22 protein-coding genes are annotated in these 26,996 nt (G+C 54.0%); 7 read left to right on the top strand and 15 right to left on the bottom strand.

The window, feature by feature from the left end:
• Nucleotides 1-9: 9 nt before the first annotated feature.
• The 10 genes from ACTJJ6_RS00630 to galU (ACTJJ6_RS00585) form a co-directional block, all read right to left on the bottom strand.
• A complete protein-coding gene (locus ACTJJ6_RS00630; protein WP_016928427.1) occupies nucleotides 10-1,026 on the bottom strand; it encodes a hypothetical protein in 1,017 nt (338 codons plus the stop codon).
• Between the two features lie 47 nt (nucleotides 1,027-1,073).
• On the bottom strand, nucleotides 1,074-1,580 hold the full coding sequence (locus tag ACTJJ6_RS00625; protein ID WP_071525944.1) for an acyltransferase: 507 nt from the start codon (nucleotides 1,578-1,580) through the stop codon (nucleotides 1,074-1,076).
• Nucleotides 1,574-2,815 (bottom strand): oligosaccharide flippase family protein, encoded by a 1,242-nt coding sequence (locus ACTJJ6_RS00620; RefSeq protein WP_016928429.1) that lies wholly within the window; start codon nucleotides 2,813-2,815, stop codon nucleotides 1,574-1,576. The genes ACTJJ6_RS00625 and ACTJJ6_RS00620 overlap by 7 nt, the downstream gene beginning before the upstream one ends.
• Complete coding sequence (locus ACTJJ6_RS00615; RefSeq protein WP_016928430.1) at nucleotides 2,816-5,056, bottom strand: N-acetylneuraminate synthase family protein; 2,241 nt, start codon at nucleotides 5,054-5,056, stop codon at nucleotides 2,816-2,818. It abuts the gene before it with no gap.
• Between the two features lie 3 nt (nucleotides 5,057-5,059).
• Nucleotides 5,060-5,749, bottom strand: coding sequence for an acylneuraminate cytidylyltransferase family protein (locus ACTJJ6_RS00610; RefSeq protein WP_016928431.1), 690 nt, complete (start codon nucleotides 5,747-5,749; stop codon nucleotides 5,060-5,062).
• 87 nt (nucleotides 5,750-5,836) lie between these two features.
• Nucleotides 5,837-7,984 (bottom strand): tyrosine-protein kinase Wzc, encoded by a 2,148-nt coding sequence (gene wzc, locus ACTJJ6_RS00605; RefSeq protein ID WP_028127952.1) that lies wholly within the window; start codon nucleotides 7,982-7,984, stop codon nucleotides 5,837-5,839.
• A 12-nt stretch (nucleotides 7,985-7,996) separates the two neighbouring features.
• Nucleotides 7,997-8,431 carry an arsenate reductase/protein-tyrosine-phosphatase family protein gene (locus ACTJJ6_RS00600; protein WP_016928433.1) on the bottom strand — a complete coding sequence of 145 codons (435 nt, stop codon included), beginning with the start codon at nucleotides 8,429-8,431 and terminating at the stop codon, nucleotides 7,997-7,999.
• A 14-nt stretch (nucleotides 8,432-8,445) separates the two neighbouring features.
• Nucleotides 8,446-9,582, bottom strand: coding sequence for a polysaccharide export protein (locus ACTJJ6_RS00595; protein ID WP_016928434.1), 1,137 nt, complete (start codon nucleotides 9,580-9,582; stop codon nucleotides 8,446-8,448).
• 448 nt (nucleotides 9,583-10,030) lie between these two features.
• On the bottom strand, nucleotides 10,031-10,924 hold the full coding sequence (gene galU, locus ACTJJ6_RS00590; RefSeq protein ID WP_016928435.1) for a UTP--glucose-1-phosphate uridylyltransferase GalU: 894 nt from the start codon (nucleotides 10,922-10,924) through the stop codon (nucleotides 10,031-10,033).
• Between the two features lie 53 nt (nucleotides 10,925-10,977).
• The gene (gene galU, locus ACTJJ6_RS00585) at nucleotides 10,978-11,874 is read right to left on the bottom strand and encodes a UTP--glucose-1-phosphate uridylyltransferase GalU (RefSeq protein WP_028127951.1); all 897 of its coding nucleotides are present in this window, start codon (nucleotides 11,872-11,874) and stop codon (nucleotides 10,978-10,980) included.
• A gap of 611 nt (nucleotides 11,875-12,485) precedes the next feature.
• Between galU (ACTJJ6_RS00585) and ACTJJ6_RS00580 the strand changes: the two genes are divergently transcribed.
• Nucleotides 12,486-14,069 (top strand): TerC family protein, encoded by a 1,584-nt coding sequence (locus tag ACTJJ6_RS00580; RefSeq protein ID WP_016928437.1) that lies wholly within the window; start codon nucleotides 12,486-12,488, stop codon nucleotides 14,067-14,069.
• Nucleotides 14,070-14,100: 31 nt separating this feature from the next.
• Here the strand turns inward: ACTJJ6_RS00580 and dcuC are convergent, their stop codons facing one another.
• The 4 genes from dcuC to udk all read right to left on the bottom strand — a co-directional run bounded on the left by dcuC (nucleotide 14,101) and on the right by udk (nucleotide 18,854).
• Complete coding sequence (gene dcuC, locus ACTJJ6_RS00575) at nucleotides 14,101-15,453, bottom strand: anaerobic C4-dicarboxylate transporter DcuC (RefSeq protein ID WP_015377222.1); 1,353 nt, start codon at nucleotides 15,451-15,453, stop codon at nucleotides 14,101-14,103.
• A gap of 175 nt (nucleotides 15,454-15,628) precedes the next feature.
• The gene (gene asmA, locus ACTJJ6_RS00570; protein WP_440801704.1) at nucleotides 15,629-17,461 is read right to left on the bottom strand and encodes an outer membrane assembly protein AsmA; all 1,833 of its coding nucleotides are present in this window, start codon (nucleotides 17,459-17,461) and stop codon (nucleotides 15,629-15,631) included.
• Between the two features lie 44 nt (nucleotides 17,462-17,505).
• The gene (gene dcd, locus ACTJJ6_RS00565; RefSeq protein ID WP_004938917.1) at nucleotides 17,506-18,087 is read right to left on the bottom strand and encodes a dCTP deaminase; all 582 of its coding nucleotides are present in this window, start codon (nucleotides 18,085-18,087) and stop codon (nucleotides 17,506-17,508) included.
• Between the two features lie 125 nt (nucleotides 18,088-18,212).
• Nucleotides 18,213-18,854 carry a uridine kinase gene (gene udk, locus ACTJJ6_RS00560; RefSeq protein ID WP_004938922.1) on the bottom strand — a complete coding sequence of 214 codons (642 nt, stop codon included), beginning with the start codon at nucleotides 18,852-18,854 and terminating at the stop codon, nucleotides 18,213-18,215.
• 228 nt (nucleotides 18,855-19,082) lie between these two features.
• Here udk and ACTJJ6_RS00555 point away from each other — a divergent pair, with 228 nt between their 5' ends.
• Nucleotides 19,083-19,712 carry a phosphatase PAP2 family protein gene (locus ACTJJ6_RS00555; protein ID WP_016928440.1) on the top strand — a complete coding sequence of 210 codons (630 nt, stop codon included), beginning with the start codon at nucleotides 19,083-19,085 and terminating at the stop codon, nucleotides 19,710-19,712.
• A gap of 44 nt (nucleotides 19,713-19,756) precedes the next feature.
• Here ACTJJ6_RS00555 and apbC read toward each other — a convergent pair whose 3' ends face one another.
• Nucleotides 19,757-20,869 carry an iron-sulfur cluster carrier protein ApbC gene (apbC, locus tag ACTJJ6_RS00550; RefSeq protein WP_016928441.1) on the bottom strand — a complete coding sequence of 371 codons (1,113 nt, stop codon included), beginning with the start codon at nucleotides 20,867-20,869 and terminating at the stop codon, nucleotides 19,757-19,759.
• A 159-nt stretch (nucleotides 20,870-21,028) separates the two neighbouring features.
• Between apbC and metG the strand changes: the two genes are divergently transcribed.
• The 5 genes from metG to ACTJJ6_RS00525 all read left to right on the top strand — a co-directional run bounded on the left by metG (nucleotide 21,029) and on the right by ACTJJ6_RS00525 (nucleotide 26,928).
• On the top strand, nucleotides 21,029-23,056 hold the full coding sequence (gene metG, locus ACTJJ6_RS00545) for a methionine--tRNA ligase (RefSeq protein ID WP_028127949.1): 2,028 nt from the start codon (nucleotides 21,029-21,031) through the stop codon (nucleotides 23,054-23,056).
• A gap of 223 nt (nucleotides 23,057-23,279) precedes the next feature.
• The gene (locus ACTJJ6_RS00540; protein WP_049299821.1) at nucleotides 23,280-24,347 is read left to right on the top strand and encodes a sugar ABC transporter substrate-binding protein; all 1,068 of its coding nucleotides are present in this window, start codon (nucleotides 23,280-23,282) and stop codon (nucleotides 24,345-24,347) included.
• Between the two features lie 131 nt (nucleotides 24,348-24,478).
• Nucleotides 24,479-25,690, top strand: coding sequence for an MFS transporter (locus ACTJJ6_RS00535; protein ID WP_240429752.1), 1,212 nt, complete (start codon nucleotides 24,479-24,481; stop codon nucleotides 25,688-25,690).
• Between the two features lie 138 nt (nucleotides 25,691-25,828).
• On the top strand, nucleotides 25,829-26,236 hold the full coding sequence (locus ACTJJ6_RS00530; RefSeq protein ID WP_115435788.1) for a CidA/LrgA family protein: 408 nt from the start codon (nucleotides 25,829-25,831) through the stop codon (nucleotides 26,234-26,236).
• Nucleotides 26,233-26,928, top strand: coding sequence for a CidB/LrgB family autolysis modulator (locus tag ACTJJ6_RS00525; RefSeq protein WP_440801696.1), 696 nt, complete (start codon nucleotides 26,233-26,235; stop codon nucleotides 26,926-26,928). The genes ACTJJ6_RS00530 and ACTJJ6_RS00525 overlap by 4 nt, the downstream gene beginning before the upstream one ends.
• The last annotated feature ends 68 nt before the right edge of the window (nucleotides 26,929-26,996 follow it).

The raw sequence follows: 26,996 nt of genomic DNA, 5'->3' as shown, positions 1-26,996 counted from the left end.
TTTATAAGATTAAAGTTTGTTTTTAATCAGCGTAATGTCCGCGTTTTCATAACTCTCATAGTTTTTATAAATTGCGCCGACGAATCCGACCCACTCTGGCGACAAAACTTTCTCATCGAGAACATAAGCGGTTATTTTTATTTTTTCATCGTATATCTTTACAAGATTATCATACAATGATGAATAAAAACCGGCTATAGACCTGACGTTCTCCCCAGCCACAATCGGATAAACCTCAAAGGGAAAGTCCAAGCGACGAACCTCTACATGCTTTCTGATTTCCTCTATTTTCTCTTCACGTTCGCGGCGATGAGGAATATAAACCAGTTCGGCATCAGTCTGGTTTGACTTTAAATCGCTTATCATTTTAAGCGTCAAATCAATATCATCAACAGACGTTACCCCCGCCTCAAAAAGCGGCGTGCCTATAATGAAGACTCTGTTCTTGCCATCAGGAAGGCTGGCCAGTTTAGCCTTAAAGTTTTGGTAACTGTGTTTAATGACCACATCGCGTTTTGAAACATTGCCTTCAATGTCATACACAGAGAAAAAGGTTATTTTTTCGCGCTCATTATTGGTCATGCCAAGTGACTTAAGGAAAACCGACTTTACGATGCTCCGAGTAGTGACATTATTGTAACGTTTAATTCTGAGCGTTGCCGTACCGTCATCCAGTAGAACTACATCCCTTTTTGGGTACTTATGCGCCAAAATCCAAAAAACTCTGGCGCGGTACTCACCGGCGATCAAAGTGACAGTTTCCTTCGCACTCACTACTGAAGTCGCGCTCTTCAATTGCCGCTTAATGTCAAAAGCATTGCCCAAATTCCCCTCAGCATCAATGGTTTTCAAGGAGCGATGCTTAATCATCTTCAGCAGATACACGATCTGCCCATGATTCAACGCGGAATTGGCCGAGCGCTTATTGACAATCAGCAGATCGAGCATGATGTCATTCGCATCAAGATATTCAATGAGATTAAAAGCCTGAAGCGGTGACTCGATATACGCAATGTACTTACTCATATTTCTAATATCCGATTAAGCTACGGGCATGAATGTTTAGTTGCCGTTCAATGGAATTTGCCTTCAGCTTTAAGCTGCAGATAATGAGCAACATCACGTTGCGAAAAGGGTTTGGCAGGATGGCCACCGGCTATAGCGTAAGGCTCTATATTTTTAACCACCACGCTGCCGGCTTGGATAATCGCCCCCTCACCAATGCTGACGCCAGGAAGAACAATGACATTGATTCCTAACCACACATTATCTCCTATGTGCGTGTCCTTCAGCACATAAGTATTATCGTAGGGAATAGCGTTTCCATGATGATTATGATTTTCTGTAATTAGCACGCAGCCAAAACCACAATGGAAATTATCACCAATAACAACCCTGCCCTTGCCGACCACCGTCAAGCCATTAGAGTTGAAGTTGTTGCCAAGCCGGGTTTTGTTATTAACCACAGTTAAAAAATTGACTTTCGGATCGCGGCCGCAGCTTTCAGCCACTCTGATAACTTTTGAGCGATAACGCTGCTTACGTAAGTTTCGCAACCATCGTTTAAGACTTGCTAGCATCTTTTCCTCTCAATGCCGATCTGTCGCTTGCCACAATAAAAAGTCACTGCACATGCATAAAAACTGGAAATTGCATAAACCAGGCAGAAATACTCAACTTTTATTTCCGTCATGGTGATGACAAAGATACCAATCAAATGCGTAATCATCGAGCCCATAGTAATAATCGATATTAATTTATTTTTACGATAGTAAAACAGTGAGTGCGTAAAAATATAATAAATCGATAAAAATGCAGTTCCAGGCAAAAGTATGTTGAAGTAATAAATTGCGCTATTGAATTCAGCATTAAATAAATATGGAAAAGCAAACGGCAGAATGAAGAAATAAATAACACATGAGACAATAACCAGAGCCGTGTATCCATATTGAATAAGCTCCACGCCTCGAAAATCGTTCGCTTTAAGTTTGCGGTAAATAAATGGCTGGAACGCCTGATTGATTACACCAAAAAAAAGCATAACGATGGAGGTTAGCTGGAATGCCAAGCCATAAACCCCCACAACAGCAGTGCTCATGTAATGAGCGATAAAGAACCGATCTACCGATGACTTAATCCAATAACTACCGTGATGCGGTAATAAGGATACTCCATAGCTAATGATTTCCTTATAACGTTTACGCGACGGCTCGAGCTCGCTGCGTTTAACCGCTCTCTTCCGGTAGACAAAGAACTCATAGGCTAACTGAATGCTGAAAAATGATGCCGCGATCGCTATCAAACGTTGTCCTGGCGTCGCCGCTATCATTTCAAAAAGGGCGATCGTGAACAAAACATTGAATGCGGAAAGCAAAAATTGACCGATAGCCGCAACTTTATAGGTCTGACTAATGCGCAAATGCGATAAATTGATAAAGTTCAGCGCTTGTGCCAGAGACGCTAAAACAACCAGAAAACCATCACTAAAAGAAACTGAGATCTTGGTGACCAGTGTGACTATGTAGAATATAGCCACCAATAGCACGCTCGACGCGACAGCCAAGGTGATGTTATCTCTGCGGAACACCAGGGAGCTCCCTTCCCCCTCCTGCATATATTTGACCGGCAACAGACCTTGACCACTGAACGAAATGAAAATGATCAAGATCTGAATAACGGACAAATACAGAGTCAGCGCGCCGTACCCCGACGCGCCAAGGTGTGCTGTCAAATAAGGCAATATGATGAAGCCGATGACTTTGCCGAGAATATCCCCTATCGACAAAGCCGCAGCCCCCATAATGGCTTTACTCATTTACAGATACTTTTCCAGGAAGTTAAGCGCATGCCAGAACCCTTCCCCTTGGTTTTTGTGCCCCTGCCACACTTCCGGAATAAATTGCGCGCCCGGCGCATAGCGGCGCAGATCATCCGCCAGCTCGTCAAAGTTCACATCACCTTTACCGATCTGAACCCCTTCACCATCCACACCCAGTGCATCAACAATATGCATGTGCGCGGTATAAGGGCCGACTTTCTGGGTGAAGTCATGAAGATCCCATTGGTAATAATTGCAAGCCATCATGGAGTGCGACGTATCATAGCAAATACGATAGCCGTATTTTTCACAGAACGCTTTAATCTCGTCCGGATCGACAAAGAGGTTGTGGTAGCTCTGGCCACCAAAGTGCCATGGGAATGGAGGCATCGTTTGGATGATAATTTCAACGCCTTCTTGATTGATCTCCCCCAAAGCGGCACCAATACGTTCGTACATCGCCTGACGCGACTCTTTCGGCAAGAAACCGGTGGTATTGAAACCCCCCGCATTCACCACGATGACCGGACGCTCAGTTTTCGGGAAATACTGCTTTAATGCGCGAGTCACATCACAGACACGCTGCAACTGTTTGATCGAATGGGCAAGATAAGCAGGATCATCCGTTGCCAAGTCCAAAATATGATCGTTGGCGAACAACTCTGGGCTATGTACCGCAAAACCGATATCTTCAGCGCCGGAGAAGAATTCGGTCAAATCCAGCTCCATGTCCTGATAGCTCAGGTGGAATTCGACGAAATCCAGGTTGGATTTATTCTTCAGCTTGCCGTAATCGTGATAGCGCACAGGAATGCCGAACGGACGATTGAAGTCATAGTCCTTAGCCTCTATCGCTACATCATTCAGATCTGACTCGTAGAAGTAACCGCCTTTTTCGTGGTCACGATTGGCTTTCTTGCCGACCAATTGCTCCAGATACAGAGGCTGCAGACCCTGGCCCGGGCTCTTCACCTCTACCATCTCGCGGGTAATGATTTCGCCTTTTTTCAGATCGCGATTGATAATCAAACTCTTCGCCAGAGTTTCGCGATTGATCATTTCCCCTTGGGTGATAGTACGCTCGCCGGCATTGCCCATGGACTCTTCAACTTCGCGGATGCGCACAACCATCTCTTTGAACTCAGGTGGTAAAAGAGACACTTTATGGTCATTGCCTTCCATAGATTTGTCGATGGTGAAGTGTTTCTCGATCACGCGTGCGCCCAAGGCAGTAACGGCGATCGGCACGGAAATACCGCGCTCATGGCCGGAATAGCCCACCAGGCAACCCGTTACCTGCTGCAGACGCTTGATATAGGCCAGGTTGACGTCTTTAAACGGCGTCGGATACGTTGAGTTGCAATGCAGAATCACAAACTCGGCGCCTTTGGATTTCAAAAAATCAACCGAGCTTTTGATTTCCGCTTCGCTGCACATGCCGGTAGAACAAATCAGCGGTTTGCCTGTAGCAGCCAGCGCGGCCAACATTTCGTGGTTGGTGAAGTCGGCGGAAGCGACCTTATAACCTTCCATACCGTAGTTTTCCAGTATTTCAAGGCTCTTCAGATCCCAAGGGGTACAGAGCGGGGTCAACCCCTTCTCCTTGCAGTAATCGAACACTTCGATCAGTTCTTCATTGCTCAACTGGAATTTTCTTAGCAAATCCAGCGTGTACTGCGCGCCAAGATCGGCTGATTTGTCTTTATCGTTGCCGCCCTTATATAGCGAGCTCAGGTCACGCATTTGGAATTTAACGCAATCGGCCCCCGCGTCAACCGCCAGGTCAACCAGATGCTTAGCCAACTTGATGTCGCCATTATGGTTGTTGCCAATTTCAGCAATAATGTAAGTCGGCGAAGTTTCAGTGATGGTGTGCTTGCCGATCGTCAGGCCTTTTTCGCTTTGCAGCGCCACAGCGACCAGACGCCGATAGTCATCAACCAGCGGCAATACGTCAACGCCATTCGTAAACAGTGAGTCAATCTCGTTACGTGGCGCGTCCACTTTTTTATAGCGAACGTTCTGGTTCATCACTTCTGACATTTCGCGACTCAGATCGAAATCACCATTAGTGATCCAGCGGCGGAAATCACCGTCAGAAAAAGAGCCGCACAGCTTGCCGTCTTCAGTGACAACAAAAATGATTCGCTTTTTGTTCGAGTTGATTTTTTCTAATGCTTTAATGATTGATTCTGTTTCAAACACTAAAAAATCAGATATCTTTTTCTGGATTAACATGAATTATCTCCCACTCCAATTTTTCAAAATTACTTCAACAACCGCCCAATCCAGCAGGGTGTCAATTTCAAAGCTTTCCTCTTCAGACATCTTATGCGCAATGACTTTACCGCCAAGACGATTACCGGTGCTGAGGAGAATGTCACTTCTCGTAACGTAAATAGAACCGTTTTCTTTGAGTTTGATATTTTCAGGCTTAATATCTTGCCGACGCGGACGGTTTAAATAATCGTAATAAGCTTTCGGATTGTCTTCGTTTTCCCACAGGAAATGCCAAAACTCACATACACTCAGTAATGAATCGGCTTTTTTTTCGATAATCTTTTTGATTGCAGAATCAATCGCATCATCTTTACGTACAGGAGAGGTTGCCTGCAGCAAGACGGTATAGTCTGGATGGTAATTCTCATGTTCAGCCAACCATTCCAGGGTATGCAAAAGTGCAGGTTCCGTCGCGGCGGTATCGTTCGCGAGATGAGCTGGGCGCATGAACGGCACTTCTGCGCCATATTCCCTGGCTACAGCAGCAATATCCTCACAATCTGTTGAAACAATAACGCGCTCAATACTCGAAGAATTTAGTGCCTGCTCTATGCTCCAGGCAATTAATGGTTTACCTGCAATTTCTTTAATATTTTTCTTGGGAATACCCTTAGACCCACCCCTTGCCGGAATAATTGCAAGATTACTCATTTATTCTCTCCGAAATTGGATTTTACTAATTACTTTGAATGAATCAGAAAGCTCCTCATTACGAGGAGCTTTTTCTTAGAAGGGGATTTATTTATACTCGTAAGCGTAGTAGCCGTAGGCGCTACCCGATTTATTTTCTACGGCGTTAAGGATAATACCTTTAATTTCCATGCCGTTTTGCTCGAAGCGACGAATACTCACTTCGATCTCTTTCAGCGAGTTCACGCCATAACGCGCGACCAACAAGGTAGTGCCTACATTGCGTGCGACAATCGCGGCATCCGTCACCGCCAGGATCGGCGGGGTATCGACCAGAACGATGTCATACTCTTTGCCCGCCCATTCCAGGAATTCCGTCAGGCGGTTGTGCATCAACAGCTCTGACGGGTTCGGTGGGATCTTGCCACGCGAGATAAAGCTAAGATTCTCAATCGAGGTCTTTTTGACCGCTTGCTGCGCTGTCGCTTGTCCTGACAATACATCAGACAGCCCTACGCCCAATTCACAGTTTAACAGTGAGTGGGCGTAGCCTTTACGCATATCGGCGTCCACGACCAGAATACGTTGCCCCGCCTGAGCGATAACGGCTGCCAAGTTGATACTGACAAACGTTTTACCGATGCTTGGGCTGGCGCCCGAAATCATTAGAACGTTATTTTTGGCCTCCAAGGAGGCAAAATGCAGGCTGGTACGCAGGCTTCTAACGGCTTCGATCGCCAGATCGGCCGGATTGCCCACGGCAAGCAGGGTGTAACTCCTGTTGCTATTGCGCTTGCCGGACAGCATGGTTTCGCGGTCGCTTTTTTGCTGCCATTCAGACAGCGGAATACTGGCGTAAACGTTGATCCCTTGCTGTTCCAGCTGTTCCGGGCTTTCGATGCCGCGATGCAGCATGGTTTTAAGCAATACAAAACCCGTCGAGAACAAGCCACCAAGCAACGTGACTATCAGTACGATAATGGTTTTTTGCGGTTTAACCGGACGAGGCTGCGTAACGGCAGGATCCACGATTCGCACGTTACCAACCGTGCTCGCTTTAGTAATCCCCAGCTCTTGCTGTTTATTCAGCAACTGCATGTAAATCTCTTGCCCGGCCTGCACATCACGGGTCAAGCGCAAAATTTCCTGCTGGGTTTTCGGCATGACGCTGACACGCTTGTTCAGCTTGTCTTTTTCTTGCTGCAGCGTAGCGCGTTTTTCCATCAGTGCACGATAAGCGGGGTGTTCTTTGGTATAAAGTTTGGAGATTTCCGCTTCTTTAAACGTTAGCTCATTCAGTTGAGCCTCAACCCCCACGATCGTATCAAGAACAGACTTCGCTTCAAGTGACAGATCGACAGAATCATTCGCCTGACGGAAACGGTTGAGCTTATCTTCGGCGCTATCCAGCGAGCTGCGAACTTCCGGCAGTTGTTCTTTCAAGAAATCCAGGCTTTTAGCGGCCTCTTCCGATTTACGCTCGACGTTCTGCAACAGATAATTTTTGCTGATGCTGTCAAGAATGTTTCGCACTAATATCGGATCGTCACCGGTCAAGCTCAACGCCAAAACGCCGGTATCTTTGCCTTTGTCTTCAACGGTCAATGCATCCAACAGATTATTGGTCGCAACCAGTCGCGCCAACTTGGCGACTTCAAATACGGTGCCTGGCTCCGCTGAAATATCGCTTACCAGCAAGGAAACCCCATGGCCGCTTTCCAGCGCACCGACTTTCCCTTTGATAATCTCGGTGCCGTTATTGCTCAACACATAGTTCTTTGCATCGATCACCGTCAATTCCAGCTCAAGATCGTCTGAGTTGGCTGGCACATTGAGGCGGGACAACGCAATTTTGGCAGGTTCGGTTCCCGTCAAGCGGGCCCAGCCGCGACCAAATACCGGGAAGTATTTTTGCTGCACCACCGTTTCAAGGTTCAGATCATCGACAGTCTTGCCCGTCACCATGCGTGACTTTATCAGCTCGATCTCCGTGGAAGAGCCCGGTTGACTGTTCGGCAGCATTTGGGATAGGTCGTTGACCAACGAGTTACCGACGTTTTGTTCAACCTGAACCATCGCGTCAGCTTGATATATCGGAGTCGCGAACAGTGAATAAATGATCCCGGCAACAGAGAATAACGCAGTAATCCCGATGATGAGCCAGCGGTGATCAATTAAAGTTCCCAACAAGCGACTTAGATCAATCTCATCATGATTATTGGCTGTTGATAAGCCTGGTTTCGTATTATCAGTCATTGTAATCTCTGGTTAACGATTTAATGCCTGGGCCCATTTTTGGGCTGCATCATCAAGAAGGCGGTAAACAAACTCAAACGCTTCAGCGCTCTTTCTGTAGGGATCGGGAATTTCTTTCTGTCCCAACCAATGGGCGAAAAGCATGGTTTTGCCTCTGACCTCCGGAGCCAAACGGCAAACGGCATCGATATGCCCTTTCTCCATAACCAGAATCAATGAATATTCCCGGCACATTTCTTTCGTCAACTGTCTGGCTTCATGGCCCTCTAACGACAGCTGATGTTTTTCCGCAATGGAAATAGCGCTCTTGTCCGCAGTTTTGCCAACCAAGGCGCCGATGCCTGCGGAAGCGATCTCTTTTTCCGGCAGATGCCGCTTCAAGAGACGCTCCCCCGTGGGGGAGCGGCAAATATTACCTACACAGACAACCAAGATAGAATCAAACATGGCTAACCCCCCTACTACGGCCAGTTGCGGATACGCAGTGAGCCTTCCGTGAGATTGTTGAAGCTATCGATGGTTGGTGCCAACTGAACGATCAGACGGTTCCAACGCGCGATTGGCGCTGCCGTCACGTAAACAATGTCATACGGTTGCAGATGGAATTCAGCCCCCATTACCAATGCTGTCGCATCGGACATATTGAGCTGATAAATATTAGCCAGCTTGTCGCCCTGCGTTCCGTGCAATGGCCGGATAACGAACACGCCGGTCGCATCGGCCGCAGCTTGGCTTATCCCTTGAGAATTCCCCAACGCTTCCGTCAACGTCATGCCGCTGCGATCCATTTTAAGCGTCGCAGGGGTCTTAACTTCACCCATAACAAACACTTTAAGATCGTCGTTGCGCGGAATATACAGAATATCCCCAGGATAAAGCAGGCGGTTTTGGGTCAGATCGCCATTCTGCATCAGCTTTTGCAGCGACAGACTCTGCTCTTTTCCATTGTGCGTGAGAACGATGTTGCGCCAGTCGGCATTTTCAGTCAGACCGCCAGCGGCGTTAATCGCATCCATCACAGTTAAAGGTACGTTGGTGATCGGCTGCTGTCCGGATTTGGTAACTTCGCCCGTCACGTAAGCTTTTTGCGAGCGGAAAGCGGCAATATTGACGTCAACCTGCGGGCTTTCGATGTACTGAGCCAAACGGGAGGCGATTTGATCGCGGATTTGGGTAACGGTTTTACCCACCACGTTTACCTTACCGATATAAGGATAGAAGATCGTGCCGTCGGAGTGTACCCAGTTGCCTGTGTCGCTGGCGCTGCGGTATTGCCCCGCAGGCGTGGTCAGCTCAGGGTGATCCCAGACGGTAACGTTAAGGACGTCGCCGATCCCGATCCGGTACTCATACGTACGCAACGATGCATCCAGCTGCGCATTCGACTGAGCAACCACCTGTGTCGGACGCATTGAGTCCAACAGCTTCGGTGTCATAGGGTAAATGTTGACCAGTTTATCGATATCGAAGTCAGCATCTTCTTGTTTTACGACGTCTTTTCCGCTGGTCGATAAATGGGTTCCAGGAAAAACAGTGCATCCACTGATTACGCTAATCGATATCAATAGTGATATCGCTTTCAATTGTCGTTTTGCCATCAAATTATCATCACTTTCAAGTAAATGTATCTGCAAAGCTACTATGCGCGCCAACCGTGGCAGCGTCTCTGTAACCTTATCAAACTGTCTGTCGCTTGCTGCGCCGTCTCAAAACATGGGCTCTGTTTGCAATTATCGAGAACGTTTATCTGCCGTTGATAAGAGCAAAGCTATTATGAGCAGGATAAATAAACTGTGATGCCCAGCACCGGTAAAAATCAGTGCGGAGGCGAGTTTAAACTTTAATTTTTTATTAATAACAGCGACTTGTCATAAGCACATGGCCATACCGCATAAAACTCTCTCGCCATAGCAACTCGGATAATCGCAGTAAAATGTATACTAATATAAAAAATGGGACAGTGAAATTCCCCAAAATTCAACAACTATTCTAGCTTCTCCCGCCATGATGGCAACGGCCCTCATCGAGAGAAGCGAGAAGTTTTACTCAAAGCGACAGCTGTTCAGCCCATTCACGGAAAGCTTTGCCTTGGGTTGGGTGACGCAACCCATAAGTGACAAAAGCGCGAAGGTAACCCAGTTTTTCACCGCAGTTGAACGATTCCCCCACCAGCTCCGTCGCCTCTACCGGTTTGTGTTTCAACAATTCTGCAATCGCATCGGTCAGTTGAATACGCCCCCAGGCTCCCGGTTCCGTGGTCTCCAGCAGCGGCCAAATATCGGCGGACAAGACATAGCGCCCTACCGCAGAGTAGTTGGATTCCAACTTGGTTTCCGGCGCCGGTTTTTCAATAATCGATGTGATACGAGCACTTTCACCCGGTTTCAGGTTGCTGGCCTCACACTCAACCACGGAATAATCATGCAGTACGTGTTCGTCTGCCTTTTGCACCAAAACCTGGCTCAGGCCGCTCTGCTCAAAGCGCGCAATCATGTGTGACAGGTTGTCTTTCTTCAAATCGGCTTTTGCGTCATCCAGCAAGATGTCCGGCAACAGAACGACAAATGGAGAATCACCGACCAACGGTTTAGCGCAGAGAACGGCATGTCCCAGTCCTTTTGGCTGCCCCTGGCGAATGTGCATCAGCGTCACGCCTTTTGGCGTTATCGACTGCACCTCATCCAGCAATTGCCGTTTCACGCGTGCCTCCAGCATCGCCTCCAGCTCGAATGAGGTATCGAAATGGTTTTCAATGGCGTTCTTGGAAGAATGCGTCACCAGGATGATCTCTTTAATCCCCGCCGCGACGCATTCGTTGACAATGTATTGAATCAACGGTTTATCAACGATTGGCAACATCTCTTTCGGAATCGCTTTGGTCGCCGGCAGCATACGCATGCCCAATCCGGCAACGGGAATAACCGCTTTCAACTTCGTCATGGTAGACCTCATTCAATCTCGTGATCGCTTTCAGCCGCAGTGGCGACAGCCTGTTACTTTCCCAACGTCTGCTTCAGCCAGCGGCTGAAATTTTCACCTTCCGAACCGTGACGCAGACCGTACTGCACAAACGCCTTCATATAGCCAAACTTGTCGCCACAATCATGGGACTTACCGCTCATATGGAATGCTTCAACCGTTTGTTCATCCATCAGCATCGCAATCGCATCGGTCAGTTGAATCTCATCACCCGCGCCGGGAGGGGTTTTCTCAAGTAGCGGCCAAATATCGGCGGCAAGCACATACCGGCCGACGACGGCCAGATTGGAAGGGGCATCCTCGCGGGCCGGCTTCTCAACCACCGCCGTCATCGGTGCGCTTTCTCCCGCGGCGATCGTCGCGCCTGCGCAATCTACCACACCGTATTTGGACACATCTTGTTCCGGCACAGGTTCAACCATGATTTGGCTGTAACCCGTATCACCAAAACGTTGGATCATTTTAGCCAGATTTTCTTTGCGCAAATCCGCCGTAGAATCATCCAATAAAACATCAGGCAACAGCACAACGAAAGGAGCATCACCCACCATTGGTTTGGCGCACAGCACCGCATGCCCCAACCCTTTCGCCTGTCCTTGACGCACCTGCATCACGGTCACATCCGGGGGACAAATGCTTTGCACTTCACTCAGGAGTTGGCGCTTCACGCGCGCTTCGAGCATGGCCTCCAGCTCAAACGAAGTGTCAAAATGGTTTTCAATCGCGTTTTTCGATGAATGCGTGACCAATACGATATCTTTAATCCCCGCCGCCACGCATTCAGCAACAATGTACTGAATTAAGGGCTTATCGACCACGGGCAACATTTCTTTAGGGATAGCCTTGGTCGCCGGCAACATACGGGTTCCCAAGCCCGCAACGGGGATCACTGCCTTAAGTCTTGTTTGCATTTTCATTCCAATTCATCGTAGCGCTGCATTCATCTGTGCAGCGTGAACAAGGGGATCCAATCGGGCACGCTACCGCCCTTGGCTTGCAGCTACCAAAGTACTGTTAATGACGCATCCCCCCACGTCATTGCATGAGCCAGGCAATTTTTATGCAAAGCGGCACTCATTCTTCGTTTGAACTGTCATGCTGTTCACAAAAAAATAAAAAAACCGGTGCCTTTATAACCAAACAATGTTAGTTACTGCCGTTATATGACTAAGATTCTTATACTAATGTCTAAGTGATACAAGCCTTAGATCCCCCCAGTCAGCCGTTTTCAGAATAAGACTACTCGTGCCGCATACCGATAAGAATCATAGCCAAAGAAAATTGTTTTAATGTTTTGATTTAAATAAATTTAATAAGGCGTTTCTTTTCTGAGCGCATGGCATCCCGGTAGATATTTGCTCCCCAGGCCCTTGATTCCTTTGGCCGCTCGGCGCCGATCGATGTTTACGGCAATCCTCCTGTTCTGAACCACATCCTCCCGATTAAAGTTGAATTTTGCCGCCTCAACGCCCATCATTCCCGTGCGGCATAAGCCGTAGAACTTACAGGTGAAATTGGGCGTATGGAATGGATCGCTGATCCAACAATTTGGGCCGGCCTGGCCACTTTGGTCGTGCTGGAAATCGTGCTGGGTATAGACAACCTTGTCTTCATCGCCATTCTGGCGGACAAATTACCAAAACAACAAAGAGATAAGGCCCGTGTCGTCGGTTTGTTGCTGGCGCTGGTCATGCGTCTGGCGCTGCTCGCCTCCATCTCGTGGCTGGCGACGCTGACCAAACCGATGTTCATCGTCGCGGAGCACCCCTTCAGCGGCCGCGATCTGATCATGCTGGTCGGCGGGATATTCCTGCTGTTCAAAGCCACCATGGAGCTCAATGAGCGGCTGGAAGGCAAGGACGAAGAGCAGCACGGCGCGCGCAAAGGCGCACGTTTCTGGCCGGTCGTGGCGCAGATCGTGGTGCTGGACGCCGTTTTCTCGCTCGACTCGGTGATCACCGCGGTGGGGATGGTCGATCACCTGGCGGTGATGATGATCGCGGTCTGTATCGCCATCGGCCTGATGCTGCTGGCCAGCAAACCGCTGACGCGCTTCGTCAACGCTCACCCGACTATCGTCATTCTGTGCCTGAGCTTCCTGCTGATGATCGGTTTCAGCCTGGTGGCGGAGGGCTTTGGCTATCACATTCCTAAAGGCTACCTCTACGCGGCGATCGGCTTCTCGGTCATGATCGAGGCGCTGAACCAGCTGGCGCAGTTCAACCGCCGTCGCTTCCTGTCGAAGGTGCGGCCGCTGCGTGAACGCACCGCCGAAGCGGTGCTACGCATGCTGAGCGGCAAACATGAAGAAGCGGAAGTCGACAGCCATTCCGCCAACCTGCTGGCGGACAGCGACAGCGAAAACGGCGAGATCTTCAATCAGCAAGAGCGGCGCATGATCGAACGCGTACTCGGCATGGCGCAGCGCACGGTCAGTAGCATCATGACCTCGCGTCACGACGTCGAATACCTTGAGCTGAACGATCCGCAGGAAAAGCTGACGCAGTTGCTGGAACGTAATCAGCACACGCGCATCGTGGTGGTGGAAAGCAGCGCCAGCGACGAACCGCTGGGCGTGATCCACACCATCGACGTCCTCAAACAGCAACTGGCGCAGGCGCCGCTGGATCTGCGAGCGCTGATACGCCAACCGTTAATCTTCCCGGAGCAGCTCACGCTGTTAAGCGCCCTGGAGCAATTCCGCCAGGCGCAGACGCATTTTGCCTTTGTGGTCGATGAGTTCGGCTCTGTCGAAGGCGTCGTCACCCTGACGGACGTGATGGAAACCATCGCCGGCAACCTGCCGGAGGCCGGCGAAGAGGTGGACGCACGCCACGACATTCAGCAAAACGAGGACGGCAGCTGGACCGCCAACGGCTATATGCCGCTGGAAGATCTGGTGTTGTATCTGCCGATGCCGCTGGAAGAAAAGCGCGAATACCATACGCTGGCGGGGCTGTTGATGGAACACAGCCAGCGCGTGCCGCAAGAAGGAGAACAAATCAAGATCGGTGACTACCTGTTCGAACCATTGGAGGTCAACAGCCACCGCATCCTGAAAGTGAAGATCACCCCGCCGCCTCCACCGGAGGAGTACGAGGTTTAACATCGAGGCCGGGCATCGCCCGGCCTTCCTTTTACTGGGGAACCAGCAGCTCCGTCGCCACGATCACCACCACCAACCCGACAATTACCGGCACTGAAGTACGCTTCACCACATCAAACGGCGAGATTTTCGCCATGCCGGAGACCGCCACCACCACGCCGGAAACCGGCGACAGCGTACGGCCGAGATTAGAGGCCTGCAGCATCGGGATCACCAGATAGGCAGGATTCACGCCCATCTGTGCCGCCAGTTTCGGGATCAGTTCGACAAACGCATAGAACGGCGCATTGCCGGAGCCGGTGGTCATGGCCGCCAGCATGGTGATCACCACCAACACCAGCATCATGATCAAACCGCCGGTACCGAACGACTGCGCCAACCCGATCAACCCGCTGATAAAACCGACGGTACTCAACCCTTGCGCGAAGACACCCGCGGCCACCAACAGCATCACCACGCTGGCGAATGCATCCGCCATACCGCGATACGCCACTTCCAGGCCGCTGAATACCTGTTTGGCGCTGAAGCTGCGCACGAACTCGATCGCAGCCGCCAACAGTATGCACCCTACCAACACGGTAATAATGTGCAGCTCCGGCCCCCATTTGCCGTCGAAGATCAGCACGCCGAGGATCGGCGTAAACGGCAATATCGCGTAGAACCCCGGCGCATGCGTTTTTATTTCACTGACGTCCATGATGTGGTGCTGTTCATCACTCTTCTTATCGAGATAACGCTGCCAGAAAAAGTGCGCCACGGCCATGCAGACGATAGCCGCAATCGAGATAGGCAGCGTGGTTTTGAACGCGAAGTCCACCAGCGGCATTTCCGCCGCCTTGGCTGCCAGCACCACGTCGCCGGAAGTCGGCGCCAGGATAATCGCCGCCGGCGAAGCGCAAATGGCCGCCGCGGCGCCGCGGCTAATGCCAACGTTCACCATCAATGGGAACAGCGTCGCCATCAGCAATACGCCGAGTCCAGTCGCGGAAGAAACCGCCAATGACATCAGGCAAGCGACAAAATAGGCCGCCACCATCAGCAGATAAGGCGAATTGATCATCTGCAATGGGCGCGAGGCCAGCTTGACGACCACGTCGTTGGCGCCGATATGCGTCATATAGGCGGCGAAACCGCACAGCATCATGATCATCATGCCCAGATCGCCGCCGCGGCTCATCAGCAAGATCTTGACGTACTCGATCATATCGGTCGCGCGCCAGCCGGTAGATGCGGCGCCGGACGGCAACAGCGTTTTCCCCATCAGGGCGCTGATGCCAAGCAGCAGCAGCCCTCCCACCATCAAGACGCCCGTGGCGGAATACCCTTTGATGATATAACGGCCCACGCCCGCCGCCACCGCCGCGCCAATAAGAAGCTCTATCATGTTTCCTCAACTCGTCATTTTTTCGCGCTCAGGCGCATAGTCATAGCAGAATGCGCCCTTACTCTGCACAAATTGATCGCGGGTCTTCATGACCTTCATCAAGGTAACGGAGGGAAATTATCGCGGGAAACGTCGATACTGACGCGGGCCGCAAAACGGCCCGCGTCAGGAGGGATTACAGCTTGTCGAGCAGCTTTTTCAAATCCTGACCCTCGCGCGAACCCTTGTTCTTTTCAGCCCACTTGTTCAGCGCATCCTTGGCCCGATCCTGCAGCGTTTTACGCAGCACCTGATCGACCTGCAGTTGATAATTCAGCTGTTGCCACGGCCCGTAGACCCGCAGCGGGATCGGCGTTTTTTGCAGCTGTTCGATCAGCTCGCCGCGCCCTTGCCAACCGCCGGTGACGCGCACGTTAAGCGCCATATCACACTGTTTGCCCGGCATATCGATGCTGCCGGCGCCGGTCAGCGCCAGCAAAGGCGAATCCGCCGTCAGGCCGCTGAGTTTGACCGTGCCCTGGTTCAGGGTAGCTTGCGCCGAAACATTTTTGACTTCGGTATAGCGCTGATAGCTGTCTTGACCGCGCACGCTGTTGTCATTGCGCGCCACGGCCTGTTGGATCAGTTGCTGGATGTTCAAACCGTGCAGTTGCGCATCCTGCATCGTCAGCTGCGCCGTACCGCGCCAGCGGTGCTCAAATGACTGTGAAGAGAGGCGATCGCCGGTCAGATCCCCTTTCATGCTGAACTTGCCGGTCAGCATCTGCGGCATGTCGAAAGCTTTGAGCACCGTGCCCAGCTCAATTTGGTTCAGCGTCGGTTGCACGCTGATGACCGGTTTATTGCCGCGTGCGTCGAGCGATCCCGGCAAGGAGAAATCACCGCCGGCCAAGTGCCCGGCAAGCTTATGCAGCGTCAGCAGGCCGCGTTGATTGTCCGCGGCAACGGCCAATTGGGTGACGTTCATACCGCGATAGGTCAACTGCGCCGCTTGCAGGTTCAACTGCGCATTGAAATCGCGCAGCGCTTCCAGGTTCTGCTGCCGATCGTCGACCTGGCTGGCGATCACCGGCGCGGCGGTCACGGCGGGCTGTTCGGCGGTATTGGTGCTGGATTGCCAGCCGGAAAGCGCGTCGAGATCGAGGTTAGCCGAATTGAGATTCACCACATAGCCCGGCACCGCCCCCAGCGTGGCGCTGATATCGCCGGCCAACTGGCTGTTGTTGGCGCTGACGTTCAGTTGGCTGACGGCAATCTGCGCCGGCGTCTGTTGATAGACTACCTGGGCATTGCCCTCGCCCTGAATGCCGCCGTTAAGAATGTCCGCCCCGGCCAGTTGATAATTGAACTGGGTCACTTTGGCGCCGATCTGGTGCGGGAACTGCTGCAAATCGATATCGGCCGTCATGCTGAAGGCCAGGTCGCGCTGATCGCGGTTGACCCGGCTGGACAGTTCAAGCTGCGCCTGCCGTTTCTCCGTTTGCTGCAGGGTAAGATTGATGTCCCGAACATTGATTTGCGCGTTGTCGGCACGCTGCCAAATCAGCAGGCTGTCCACGACGCGCAAGTTATCGATGTCGAACTTCCAGGCCGTGTCTGCCGCATCAGCGCCGCTGCCGGCCGGCGCAATCGGGGCGTCCACTTGTGAGTGCTCTTCACTGTCGGGCGTGAGACGAATGACGGCATTTTTCAACATCACCTGTTTCACAAACAGCTGATGTGACAGCAGCGGCAACAGTTTGACGTCAAGGCGCATGTTTTCCGCGCTCACCACCGGCGCCTTGGCACCCGGCGCGGTCAGCGTCATGCGCCCGGCCAAAATACTGAGCTGCGGCCAGATATGCCAACGCAGGTCGCCTTCAAGCGTTAGCTGGTAGCCGCTCTTCTGCTCGACCTTTTTGACCATGTAACCGCGAAAATCATTCGGATTGACCAGCAGTACCAGCGCGGACATTCCCGCCACCACGACCACCAGTAAAATCGCCAATGTCGTCAGTAATCTTCTCATGCCACCCTCTTGTCAGCGCCACACCGACGGTGCATCCCGCGCCGTTAGTCCTTGTCGATTCGACTGGCTACTGCGCCCTGCTGATCGCGATATTTTGCGTCCTGCCGGCTGTTATATGGCCGGGCCGCCGGGCCGGACAACGGCTCAAAGCTCAAGGCGCCAATCAGCATCCCCGGCCGCAGCGCCAGCGGCAGCTTGCCGGAGTTGTAAAACTCCAGCACGATGCGCCCGTGCCAGCCCGGATCGATACGGTGCGCGGTCACGTGCACCATCAGCCCCAGACGCGCCAGAGAAGAACGGCCGTCGAGCCAACCCACGAGATCGTTCGGCAGCGTCACGGATTCGAACGTCACCGCCAGAGCCAGTTCGCCGGGATGAAGGAAGAACGCCTCGCCTTCCGGCAGGACAATCTCGTCGCTCATCACGCGATCCAGCGCGGCGCTGACTTCATCTTTCGGCCCGCTGAGATCGATAAACGGCGCTGTATGGCCGCGGAACACGCGGAACTGATTGCCCAAACGGACATCTACTGTGGCCCCGTTGATGCGTTCGAGCGGCGGGCGCGGCGAAATCACCAGTTTCTCGCTATCCAGCCAGGCTTCTATATCGCGGTCGCACAGTCTCATGTCTTTCTTCTCCATCAAAACGCGTAACTAAACAAAAATTGCCACACAACGGGCGAAAGGTCTACGCCGGGGTGCAAATAGTTGGCCGTCGGCCGGAAATGCGCATTTCCGGCCATTAAGCGGCATTATTCAAAGAATTGGCTTATTTTGGCTTTCAGAATATCGATCGCGATGCGGTTTTTGCCGCCGCGCGGAACGATGATATCGGCGTATTGTTTGGAAGGTTCGATAAACTGCAGGAACATCGGGCGCACGGTCTTCTGGTATTGCGCCATCACCGAATCCATCGAGCGACCGCGCTCGTTGACGTCGCGCTTCATACGGCGCATCAGGCAGATATCCAGCGGCGTGTCGACGAAGATCGAGAAGTTCATCTCCTGGCGCAAACGGATATCCGTCAGCAGCAAGATCCCTTCCAGAATGATCACTTTTTTAGGTTCCAGGTGGACGGTTTCTTTCTTGCGCGTGTGTTCGGTGTAGCTATACAGCGGCAGCTCGATCGCCTTACCGGCCTTCAGCATCTGCAGATGCTGGAACAGCAGGTTATGATCCATGGCGCTCGGGTGGTCATAGTTGGTTTTGACCCGTTCTTCCATGGTCAGGTGAGTCTGGTCTTTATAGTAACTGTCTTCTGGAATAACGCCGATGTGCTCATCACCGACTTGCTCGCGGAGTTCGCGGTACAACGTGCTGGCGATAAGGCTTTTTCCGGAGGCAGATGCGCCAGCTATACCAATAATGACGCACTGATGCGGATTGTCAGTCATAAAATTAAAGACCTGATTTCATAGTGTGAAGGGGGGAACTAAAACGCGACAATTATAGGGAGTCGCCGGGGATTGCGCCACTGTATATTGCGCGGCGGCGGGTGAATTCGGGCTGCCACGCCACGGGCACGCGGCATTTTAAGAATCTCACGGCTAGGGCAATGCCCCGCAACAGGTTACACTCCTGCGCTGACTTAGGGACCCCGTAGTCTTTCATCGGAGAATGATGTGCTGGATTGGTATTTTTTGACTTTTTTCGGCGACAGCATGCTGCTGCTGCCCTGCGCGCTGATTCTGTTTTTATTGCTGCTCGCATCGCCCGCCACCCGCGTTGCAGGTTGGCAATGGGCGCTGATTTTCGGTTTCACCGGCGGACTGGTCTGCCTGTCCAAGTTGGCCTTTATGGGCTGGGGCATTGGTAGCGCAAGTTATGATTTCACCGGATTCAGCGGCCATTCGGCCCTCGCGGCCAGCATCTGGCCGCCGCTGCTTTGGGCTTTAACCGGTCGATTTTCCCACCCGGTGCGCAGCATCGCGCTGGTGACCGGATGGATATTGCCTTTCACCATCGGCGTGTCGCGCCTGGAAATCCGCGTGCATTCGGTATCCGAGGTCATCAGCGGGCTGATGTTAGGCTACCTGGCCAGCGCGCTGTTTCTATGGCTGCAGCGAGGGAAAGCGCGACCACAGCTTGCCTGGTCGCATTTGGCCATCGCGCTGGCCTTGCCGTTGGCGCTGATGGGACAGCGGCAGCCGGCCCCCACCCAGGGATTGCTGGAACATATCGCCAAAACGCTGGCGCAGATCGAACGCCCTTATACCCGGGCAGATTTGCACAACCCTACCCGCATCCCATAAAAAAACCCGGCGCTTAAGCCGGGTTTTTCATCGCCATAGGCAGATTACAGCGCGCGGAAGGCAATCTCCGTCGGGATCGCTTCACCCTGCCAATACATCTGCGCGGCCACGCGGCCGGCCAGTTGACGATACATGTCGGCGAATTCGCTCTCCGGGCGGCTGATCACCGTCGGCGTACCGCGATCCAGATCTTCGCGCAGCGAGATGTGCAGCGGCATCTGCCCCAGCAGACGGCTGTTATATTTCTGCACCAGCTTCTCGGCGCCGCCGGTGCCAAAGATCGGCTCATGGTGGCCGCAGTGGCTGCAGATGTGCACGCTCATGTTTTCGACAATGCCCAGCACCGGCACATGCACTTTCTCGAACATCACGATGCCCTTGGCGGCATCCAGCAGGGCGATATCCTGCGGCGTGGTGACCACCAGCGCGCCGGTCACCGGAATGTTCTGCGACAGCGTCAGCTGAATGTCGCCGGTGCCCGGCGGCATGTCCAGCACCAGATAATCCAGATCCGGCCATAGCGTATCCTGCAGCAGCTGCATCAGCGCCTTGCTGGCCATCGGGCCGCGCCACACCATGGCGTTGTCGTCGGTCACCAGATAACCGATGGAGTTGGTCGCCAGGCCGTGCGCCATGATCGGCGCCATGTGCTGCCCGTCCGGCGAAGTCGGCCGCTCATGTTCGGTGCCCAGCATATTGGGGATCGACGGGCCGTAAATGTCGGCGTCCAGAATGCCGACCTTGGCGCCTTCGGCGGCCAGCGCCAGCGCCAGGTTGACGGCGGTGCTGGATTTCCCCACCCCGCCTTTGCCGGAGCTGACGGCGATGATGTTGCGCACGCCTTTGATCCCGGCTTGGCCGTTGGCGCGTTTCAGCGTCGTGATATCGTGTTTCAGCTTCCAGTCGATGGCGGCGGCGCCGGTCACGCGCAACAGCTCAGGGCCGACGCTCGCCTGCAGCGCTTCAAAACCGCTCTGCCAGGCAAACGGCATCGTCAGTTCGATATGCAGTACGTCGTCCAATAATGCGCAGTGATGAATAGCCTTCAGCGCGGTCAGGTTGTTTTTCAACGTCGGGTGTTCAAAGGCGGCCAGTACACCGGTCACCAGGGCGCGCAGAACTTCGGGGTTGGTCTGCTCAGGGGATTTTGCGTTCATCCCGGCTCCTTGATTTTGAATGAGTCGCTTCCGGCTAAGCATATCAGAACTGCCCGGTAGCTGGCGCGTATAACCTGTAAGAAACCGCCCTAGCAGCGAAGGGCGCGATCGGTTAACATCGAAGGCCCTTTTATTCATTACAGAAAGCAAGTTCTCACTATGGCTCAAGTCGCGAAAAAATTATTGGTGACGTGCGCGCTACCGTACGCAAATGGTTCCATCCATCTCGGCCACATGCTCGAGCACATCCAGGCGGATATCTGGGTGCGTTACCAACGAATGCGCGGCCACGAAGTGCATTTCATCTGCGCGGACGACGCGCACGGCACGCCGATCATGCTGAAAGCGCAGCAACTGGGTGTGAAACCGGAAGAAATGATCGCGGAGATGAGCCAGGAGCACCAACAGGATTTCGCCGGCTTTGGCATCAGCTATGACAACTACCATTCGACCCATAGCGATGAAAACCGTGAGCTGTCCACCCTGATTTACAGCCGCCTGAAAGAAAACGGTTTTATCAAGAACCGCACCATTTCTCAGCTGTACGATCCGGAGAAAGGCATGTTCCTGCCGGACCGTTTCGTGAAGGGCACCTGCCCTAAATGCAAATCGCCGGATCAGTACGGCGACAACTGCGAAGTGTGCGGCGCCACCTACAGCCCGACGGAACTGATCGATCCGAAGTCCGTAGTTTCCGGCGCGACGCCGGTGATGCGCGACTCGGAGCACTTCTTCTTCGATCTGCCGGCCTTCAGCGAAATGCTGCAGGCGTGGACGCGCTCCGGCGCGCTGCAAGAGCAGGTAGCGAACAAGATGCAGGAGTGGTTCGAATCCGGTCTGCAGCAGTGGGACATCTCCCGCGATGCGCCTTACTTCGGCTTCGAAATCCCGGATGCGCCGGGCAAATACTTCTACGTCTGGCTGGACGCGCCGATCGGCTACATGGGTTCCTTCAAGAACCTGTGCGACAAGCGCGGCGATCTGGACTTCGACGAGTTCTGGCGCAAAGACTCCACCACCGAGCTGTATCACTTTATCGGCAAGGATATCGTCTACTTCCACAGCCTGTTCTGGCCGGCGATGCTGGAAGGCAGCAATTTCCGCAAACCGACCAACCTGTTCGTGCACGGCTACGTGACGGTGAACGGCGCCAAGATGTCCAAATCGCGCGGCACCTTCATCAAGGCCGGCACCTACCTGCAGCATCTGGACGCCGACTGCCTGCGTTATTACTACGCCGCCAAGCTCTCTTCACGCATTGATGACATCGATCTCAATCTGGAAGACTTCGTGCAGCGCGTGAATGCCGACATCGTCAACAAGGTGGTGAACCTGGCGTCACGCAACGCCGGCTTTATCAACAAGCGCTTCGGCGGCAAACTGGCCGACAGCCTGGCCGATCCGGCGCTGTACCAGACCTTCGTCGACGCGGCGCAGAGCATCGCCGAAGCCTACGCCGGCCGCGAGTTCAACCGCGCGATCCGCGAAATCATGGCGCTGGCCGATCTGGCCAACCGTTACGTGGATGAGCAGGCGCCGTGGGTGGTGGCGAAGGAAGAAGGCCGCGATGCCGATCTGCAGGCCATCTGCTCGATGGGCATTAACCTGTTCCGCGTGCTGATGACTTACCTGAAGCCGGTGCTGCCTTCGCTGACCGAACGCGCCGAAGCGTTCCTCAACGCCGAGCTCAGCTGGGACGCGATCCCGCAACCGCTGCTGGGCCATCAGGTGAACGCGTTCAAAGCGCTGTTCAACCGCATCGATCTGGACAAGGTCAGCGAAATGGTCAACGCCTCGAAGGAAGACATGGCCGCCGCCAAACCGGTGACCGGTCCATTGGCCGATGATCCCATTCAGGAAACCATCACCTTCGACGACTTCGCCAAGGTGGACATGCGCATCGCCCTGATCAAGAGCGCCGACTTTGTCGAAGGCTCCGACAAACTGCTGAAACTGCAGTTGGACCTGGGCGGTGAATCGCGCCAGATCTTCTCCGGCATCCGCTCCGCTTACCCGGATCCGAAAGCGCTGGAAGGCCGCCTGACCATCATGGTCGCCAACCTGGCGCCGCGCAAAATGCGCTTCGGCATTTCAGAAGGCATGGTGATGGCGGCAGGCCCCGGTGGGAAAGAGATCTTCCTGCTGAGCCCGGACAGCGGCGCGCAGCCTGGCATGCAGGTCAAGTAACCGCGCCAGCGCGTAACATCGAGGGTCGAGCTTGCTCGGCCCTTTTTTATTGATCCGTCGCCAACGTTATAAACAGTAAGAAAAAGTCATAACCGCCCTGATTCCCTCGCACGCTGCATCCGGCTATGATGCTCCCACACAACGAATAGACGTCCAGACAGAAAGATTGCTATAACCACTCTTCACCGGGGTCGTTTCCCCTGCTTTTTTGGAGCCTATAATAATGAAAAACCTCACGTCTTCGCTGCTCGCCCTCAGCCTGCTGGCCGCCCTGCCGCTGCAGGCGGCGGAAAACGCCGCCGTGCCGGCCGCCATCGCTCAACATCAAGGGCCGGTGCGCATCGCGGTGATCCGCAACCTCGGATCCGACGACAACACCACGCAATTTTTGGCGGGCGCCATTCAGGAAGGGCGCAAGCTGGGCTTCAAGGTGGACACCTTCCTCAGCAACGGCGACGATGCGCGCTTCCAGGACTTCGTCAACCAGGCTATCAGCCAGAAATATGACGGTATTATTCTCTCGCAGGGGCGAGCCCCCTATTCCACCGACCTGGTTAAACGCATCGCGGCGGCCGGCATCGCCGTCGCGGCGTTCGATACCGACGTCGGCGGCCACGTTCCCGGCGTCACCGTCTCGCAGCAGGACGACGCTTCGCTGGCTAACGCCTCGTTCGGCCAGTTGGTGAAGGATTTCAACGGCCAGGCCAACATCATCAAACTCTGGGTAGCAGGCTTCCCGCCGATGGAGCGTCGCCAGGCCGCCTATCAGCAGTTGCTGAAACAGCATCCGGGCATTCACGAGCTGGAATCGATTGGCGCGGTTTCATCCGACGTGCAGGGCGATACCGCCAATAAAGTGGGTGCGGTGCTGGCGAAATACCCGAAAGGCAAGATTGACGCCATCTGGGGCACCTGGGACGCTTTCACCCAGGGCGCTTACAAGGCGCTGAAAGAGAACGGCCGCACCGAAATCAAACTGTACAGCATCGATATCTCCAACCAGGACTTGCAGCTGATGCGCGAAGCCGGCAGCCCATGGCAGGTCAGCGTGGCGGTGGATCCGAAGCTGATCGGCGCGGTCAACCTGCGCCTGGTGGCTAACAAGATCGCCGGGGAAAGCACGCCGGACAGCTATCAATTCAAAGCGGCGGTCATTCCGCAGGCGTTGCTGCTGGCGCAGCCGGGGCCGGTCAACGTCGCCGGGCTGGCGAAGATCATCCCCGGCTGGGGCACCAGCAGCGATTTCGTTCAGCCGTGGTTCGCCACGCTGCAGGCCGAACACGGTAAATAATGCTGTTTTTGACGAGGCTGCCGACGCAGCCTCTGTTTTTAAACTAATTATCGGCTTTCCCCTTCCGTCCTCGCCAAAATACGCTATGTTATCTGCATCGCCCAATAACTGTATGCATAAACAGGCCTCAAATGAAGGGATTCCCCTCGCTGATCAACGTACTGCTGGCCAGTTCGCTGGTGTTGACCATCGGCCGCGGCGTTACGCTGCCGTTCATCACCATCTACCTCACCGAACATTTCCATCTGCTGCCGAAGAGCGTGGGCGTGATTCTGGGCGTCAGCCTCACCCTCGGCATCCTTGCCAGCCTGTACGGCGGCTATCTGGTGGACAAATTCAGCAAAAACCGCCTGATCCTGCTGTCGATTGTATTGTTTGCGCTGAGCTTTTTCGCCATTCCCTGGATCCCGCGCCCCGGCGGCGTGATCGTGGTGCTGGCCATCTTGCATACCTGTTATTCGGTGCTAAGCATCACCATTAAGGCCTGTTTCGCCGACGGGTTGCCGGTCGAGCAGCGCATCAAGGCTTTTTCCATCAACTACACGCTGGTCAACGTCGGCTGGGCGATCGGCTCTGCGCTCGGCGTCCTGGTGGCCGGGCTTAGCCCGTTGCTGCCGTTTTATCTGTCGGGCGGATTGGCGCTGGCGACGGTGGCGGCACTGAGCCTGCGCTTGCGCGGCCGGGAACAGCGCGCAACGCCTGCCGCCGCTGTACCGGCCACGCTCCCCAACTTCCGTCAGACGCTGACCATCTTGCGAAGCGATCGGCGGCTTATCTACTTCACCCTCGGCAGCACCCTGGGCGCCGTGGTGTTCGGTCAGTTCACCGGCTATCTGTCGCAGTACCTGATCACCGTCTCCAGCGCCGAGTTCGCCTACAAAATCATTGGGTTGGTGATGATCGTCAACGCCAGCATCGTCATCGCCCTGCAATACCTGCTCAGCCGCGGCATGCGCCAGGAAAACATGCTGCGCTGGCTGGTGCTGGGCACGCTGTTTTTCATCGTCGGGCTGCTCGGTTTCATGGCGGCCGGCCAGGCGGTCTGGCTATGGCTGGCGGCGATGGCGGTGTTTACCCTCGGCGAAATCATCGTTATCCCGGTGGAATACATGTTTATCGACTTTATCGCGCCGCCGCACCTGAAAGGCAGCTACTATGGGGTACAAAACCTCAGCGCGCTGGGCGGCGCCATCAACCCGGTGCTGTGCGGGGTGCTGCTCAGCTATGCCGCGCCGCCGTTGATGTTCGTGATGCTGATCGTCGCCGCCCTGCTCAGCCTGCTGTTTTTCTTCCTCGGCCACCGGCTGGCAGAACACACGGCGGCGGCCGAAGACGTACGCTGATCCCGCAGGCAGCGGCCAATACGGGCTGTCAACCCGCCGCTCGGGCATAGCACCCATAGCGAGAATTCATGGTGCGCTCTGTGGCATGGCTCACAGTTTAATTGTATGATGAATACATCAGTTAAACGGGAAAAGACAATGGCCAACGTGCTCACACTGTGCTGGAAATACCTGAGGGCTCTGCTCCTCATCTACCTGTGTCTGTTCGTCGGCAACGCGGTGGCGGCGCTGCTGCCGTTCGCCATTCCCGGCAGCATCATCGGCATGCTGCTGCTGTTCGCCCTGCTCTCAACCCAGATTATGCCAGCCAAATGGGTTAAACCCGGCTGCCATTTGCTGATCCGCTATATGGTGCTGCTGTTCGTGCCGATCGGCGTCGGGGTGATGAAATATTACGACCAGATCGTCGCGCATCTGGGCCCGCTGGTTATCTCTTGCCTCATCAGCACGCTGATGGTGCTGGTGGTAGTCGGCTATACCTCACACTATTTTCATCGCGAGCGCCGCATCGCCGGCAAGCCCGACGACCCGGAGGACAATTCATGATCCATGAAATCTGGTGGTCGTTGCCGCTGACGCTGGCGGTCTATTTTGGCGCGCGCTGGCTGGCGCGCAAGCTGAATATGCCGCTGCTCAACCCGCTGCTGGTGTCCATGGCGGTGATCATCCCGCTGCTGCTGCTCACCGGCATTCCCTATGAGCGCTACTTTCAGGGCAGCAAAATCCTCAACGATCTGCTGCAGCCGGCGGTCGTCGCGCTGGCCTTCCCGCTCTATGAGCAGCTGCACCAAATCCGCGCACGCTGGAAGTCGATTATCACGGTGTGCTTCATCGGCAGCCTGACCGCCATGATCAGCGGCGGCGCCATCGCCCTGTGGTTGGGCGCCACGCCGGAAATCGCCGCCTCTATCTTGCCGAAATCGGTCACTACGCCGATCGCGATGGCCGTCGCGGACTCGCTCGGCGGCATTCCGGCGATCAGCGCGGTTTGCGTCATTTTCGTCGGCATCCTCGGCGCCGTGTTCGGCCACACGCTGTTCAACCTGTTGAAAATCACCACCCCCTCGGCGCGTGGCCTGGCGATGGGCACGGCTTCCCACGCGCTGGGCACCGCGCGCTGCGCGGAGATGGACTATCAGGAGGGCGCCTTCGGCTCGCTGGCGTTGGTCATCTGCGGCATCATCACCTCGCTGCTGGTGCCGTTTGTGTTTCCGGTGCTGCTGCATCTGTTCGGTTGATCAGGGTGAAACTTGCGATACATCTCGCATTTATGTATTCCATTGCATTAATTTCATTAATTAAGAGA

The sequence above is a fragment of the Serratia sp. 22278 genome (genome assembly GCF_052045405.1).
In the GTDB taxonomy this organism is placed as follows: Bacteria; Pseudomonadota; Gammaproteobacteria; order Enterobacterales; family Enterobacteriaceae; genus Serratia; species Serratia marcescens.
Note: the sequence above shows the minus strand (reverse complement) of the source record. Positions and strands in the feature narration are given on the sequence as shown.

Excerpts from the sequence above, each read along its gene's own strand:
- ACTJJ6_RS00600 (WP_016928433.1), bottom strand. The coding sequence starts at position 8,431 with ATGTTTGATTCTATCTTGGTTGTCTGTGTAGGTAATATTTGCCGCTCC.
- ACTJJ6_RS00615 (WP_016928430.1), bottom strand. The coding sequence starts at position 5,056 with ATGTTAATCCAGAAAAAGATATCTGATTTTTTAGTGTTTGAAACAGAA.
- metG (WP_028127949.1), top strand. The coding sequence starts at position 21,029 with ATGGCTCAAGTCGCGAAAAAATTATTGGTGACGTGCGCGCTACCGTAC.
- ACTJJ6_RS00535 (WP_240429752.1), top strand. The coding sequence starts at position 24,479 with ATGAAGGGATTCCCCTCGCTGATCAACGTACTGCTGGCCAGTTCGCTG.
- asmA (WP_440801704.1), bottom strand. The coding sequence starts at position 17,461 with ATGAGAAGATTACTGACGACATTGGCGATTTTACTGGTGGTCGTGGTG.
- ACTJJ6_RS00530 (WP_115435788.1), top strand. The coding sequence starts at position 25,829 with ATGGCCAACGTGCTCACACTGTGCTGGAAATACCTGAGGGCTCTGCTC.
- ACTJJ6_RS00540 (WP_049299821.1), top strand. The coding sequence starts at position 23,280 with ATGAAAAACCTCACGTCTTCGCTGCTCGCCCTCAGCCTGCTGGCCGCC.
- ACTJJ6_RS00580 (WP_016928437.1), top strand. The coding sequence starts at position 12,486 with ATGGAATGGATCGCTGATCCAACAATTTGGGCCGGCCTGGCCACTTTG.
- apbC (WP_016928441.1), bottom strand. The coding sequence starts at position 20,869 with ATGAACGCAAAATCCCCTGAGCAGACCAACCCCGAAGTTCTGCGCGCC.
- ACTJJ6_RS00595 (WP_016928434.1), bottom strand. The coding sequence starts at position 9,582 with ATGGCAAAACGACAATTGAAAGCGATATCACTATTGATATCGATTAGC.
- ACTJJ6_RS00625 (WP_071525944.1), bottom strand. The coding sequence starts at position 1,580 with ATGCTAGCAAGTCTTAAACGATGGTTGCGAAACTTACGTAAGCAGCGT.
- ACTJJ6_RS00610 (WP_016928431.1), bottom strand. The coding sequence starts at position 5,749 with ATGAGTAATCTTGCAATTATTCCGGCAAGGGGTGGGTCTAAGGGTATT.
- wzc (WP_028127952.1), bottom strand. The coding sequence starts at position 7,984 with ATGACTGATAATACGAAACCAGGCTTATCAACAGCCAATAATCATGAT.
- dcd (WP_004938917.1), bottom strand. The coding sequence starts at position 18,087 with ATGAGACTGTGCGACCGCGATATAGAAGCCTGGCTGGATAGCGAGAAA.
- udk (WP_004938922.1), bottom strand. The coding sequence starts at position 18,854 with ATGACTGACAATCCGCATCAGTGCGTCATTATTGGTATAGCTGGCGCA.
- ACTJJ6_RS00525 (WP_440801696.1), top strand. The coding sequence starts at position 26,233 with ATGATCCATGAAATCTGGTGGTCGTTGCCGCTGACGCTGGCGGTCTAT.
- ACTJJ6_RS00620 (WP_016928429.1), bottom strand. The coding sequence starts at position 2,815 with ATGAGTAAAGCCATTATGGGGGCTGCGGCTTTGTCGATAGGGGATATT.
- dcuC (WP_015377222.1), bottom strand. The coding sequence starts at position 15,453 with ATGATAGAGCTTCTTATTGGCGCGGCGGTGGCGGCGGGCGTGGGCCGT.
- ACTJJ6_RS00630 (WP_016928427.1), bottom strand. The coding sequence starts at position 1,026 with ATGAGTAAGTACATTGCGTATATCGAGTCACCGCTTCAGGCTTTTAAT.
- galU (WP_028127951.1), bottom strand. The coding sequence starts at position 11,874 with ATGCAAACAAGACTTAAGGCAGTGATCCCCGTTGCGGGCTTGGGAACC.
- galU (WP_016928435.1), bottom strand. The coding sequence starts at position 10,924 with ATGACGAAGTTGAAAGCGGTTATTCCCGTTGCCGGATTGGGCATGCGT.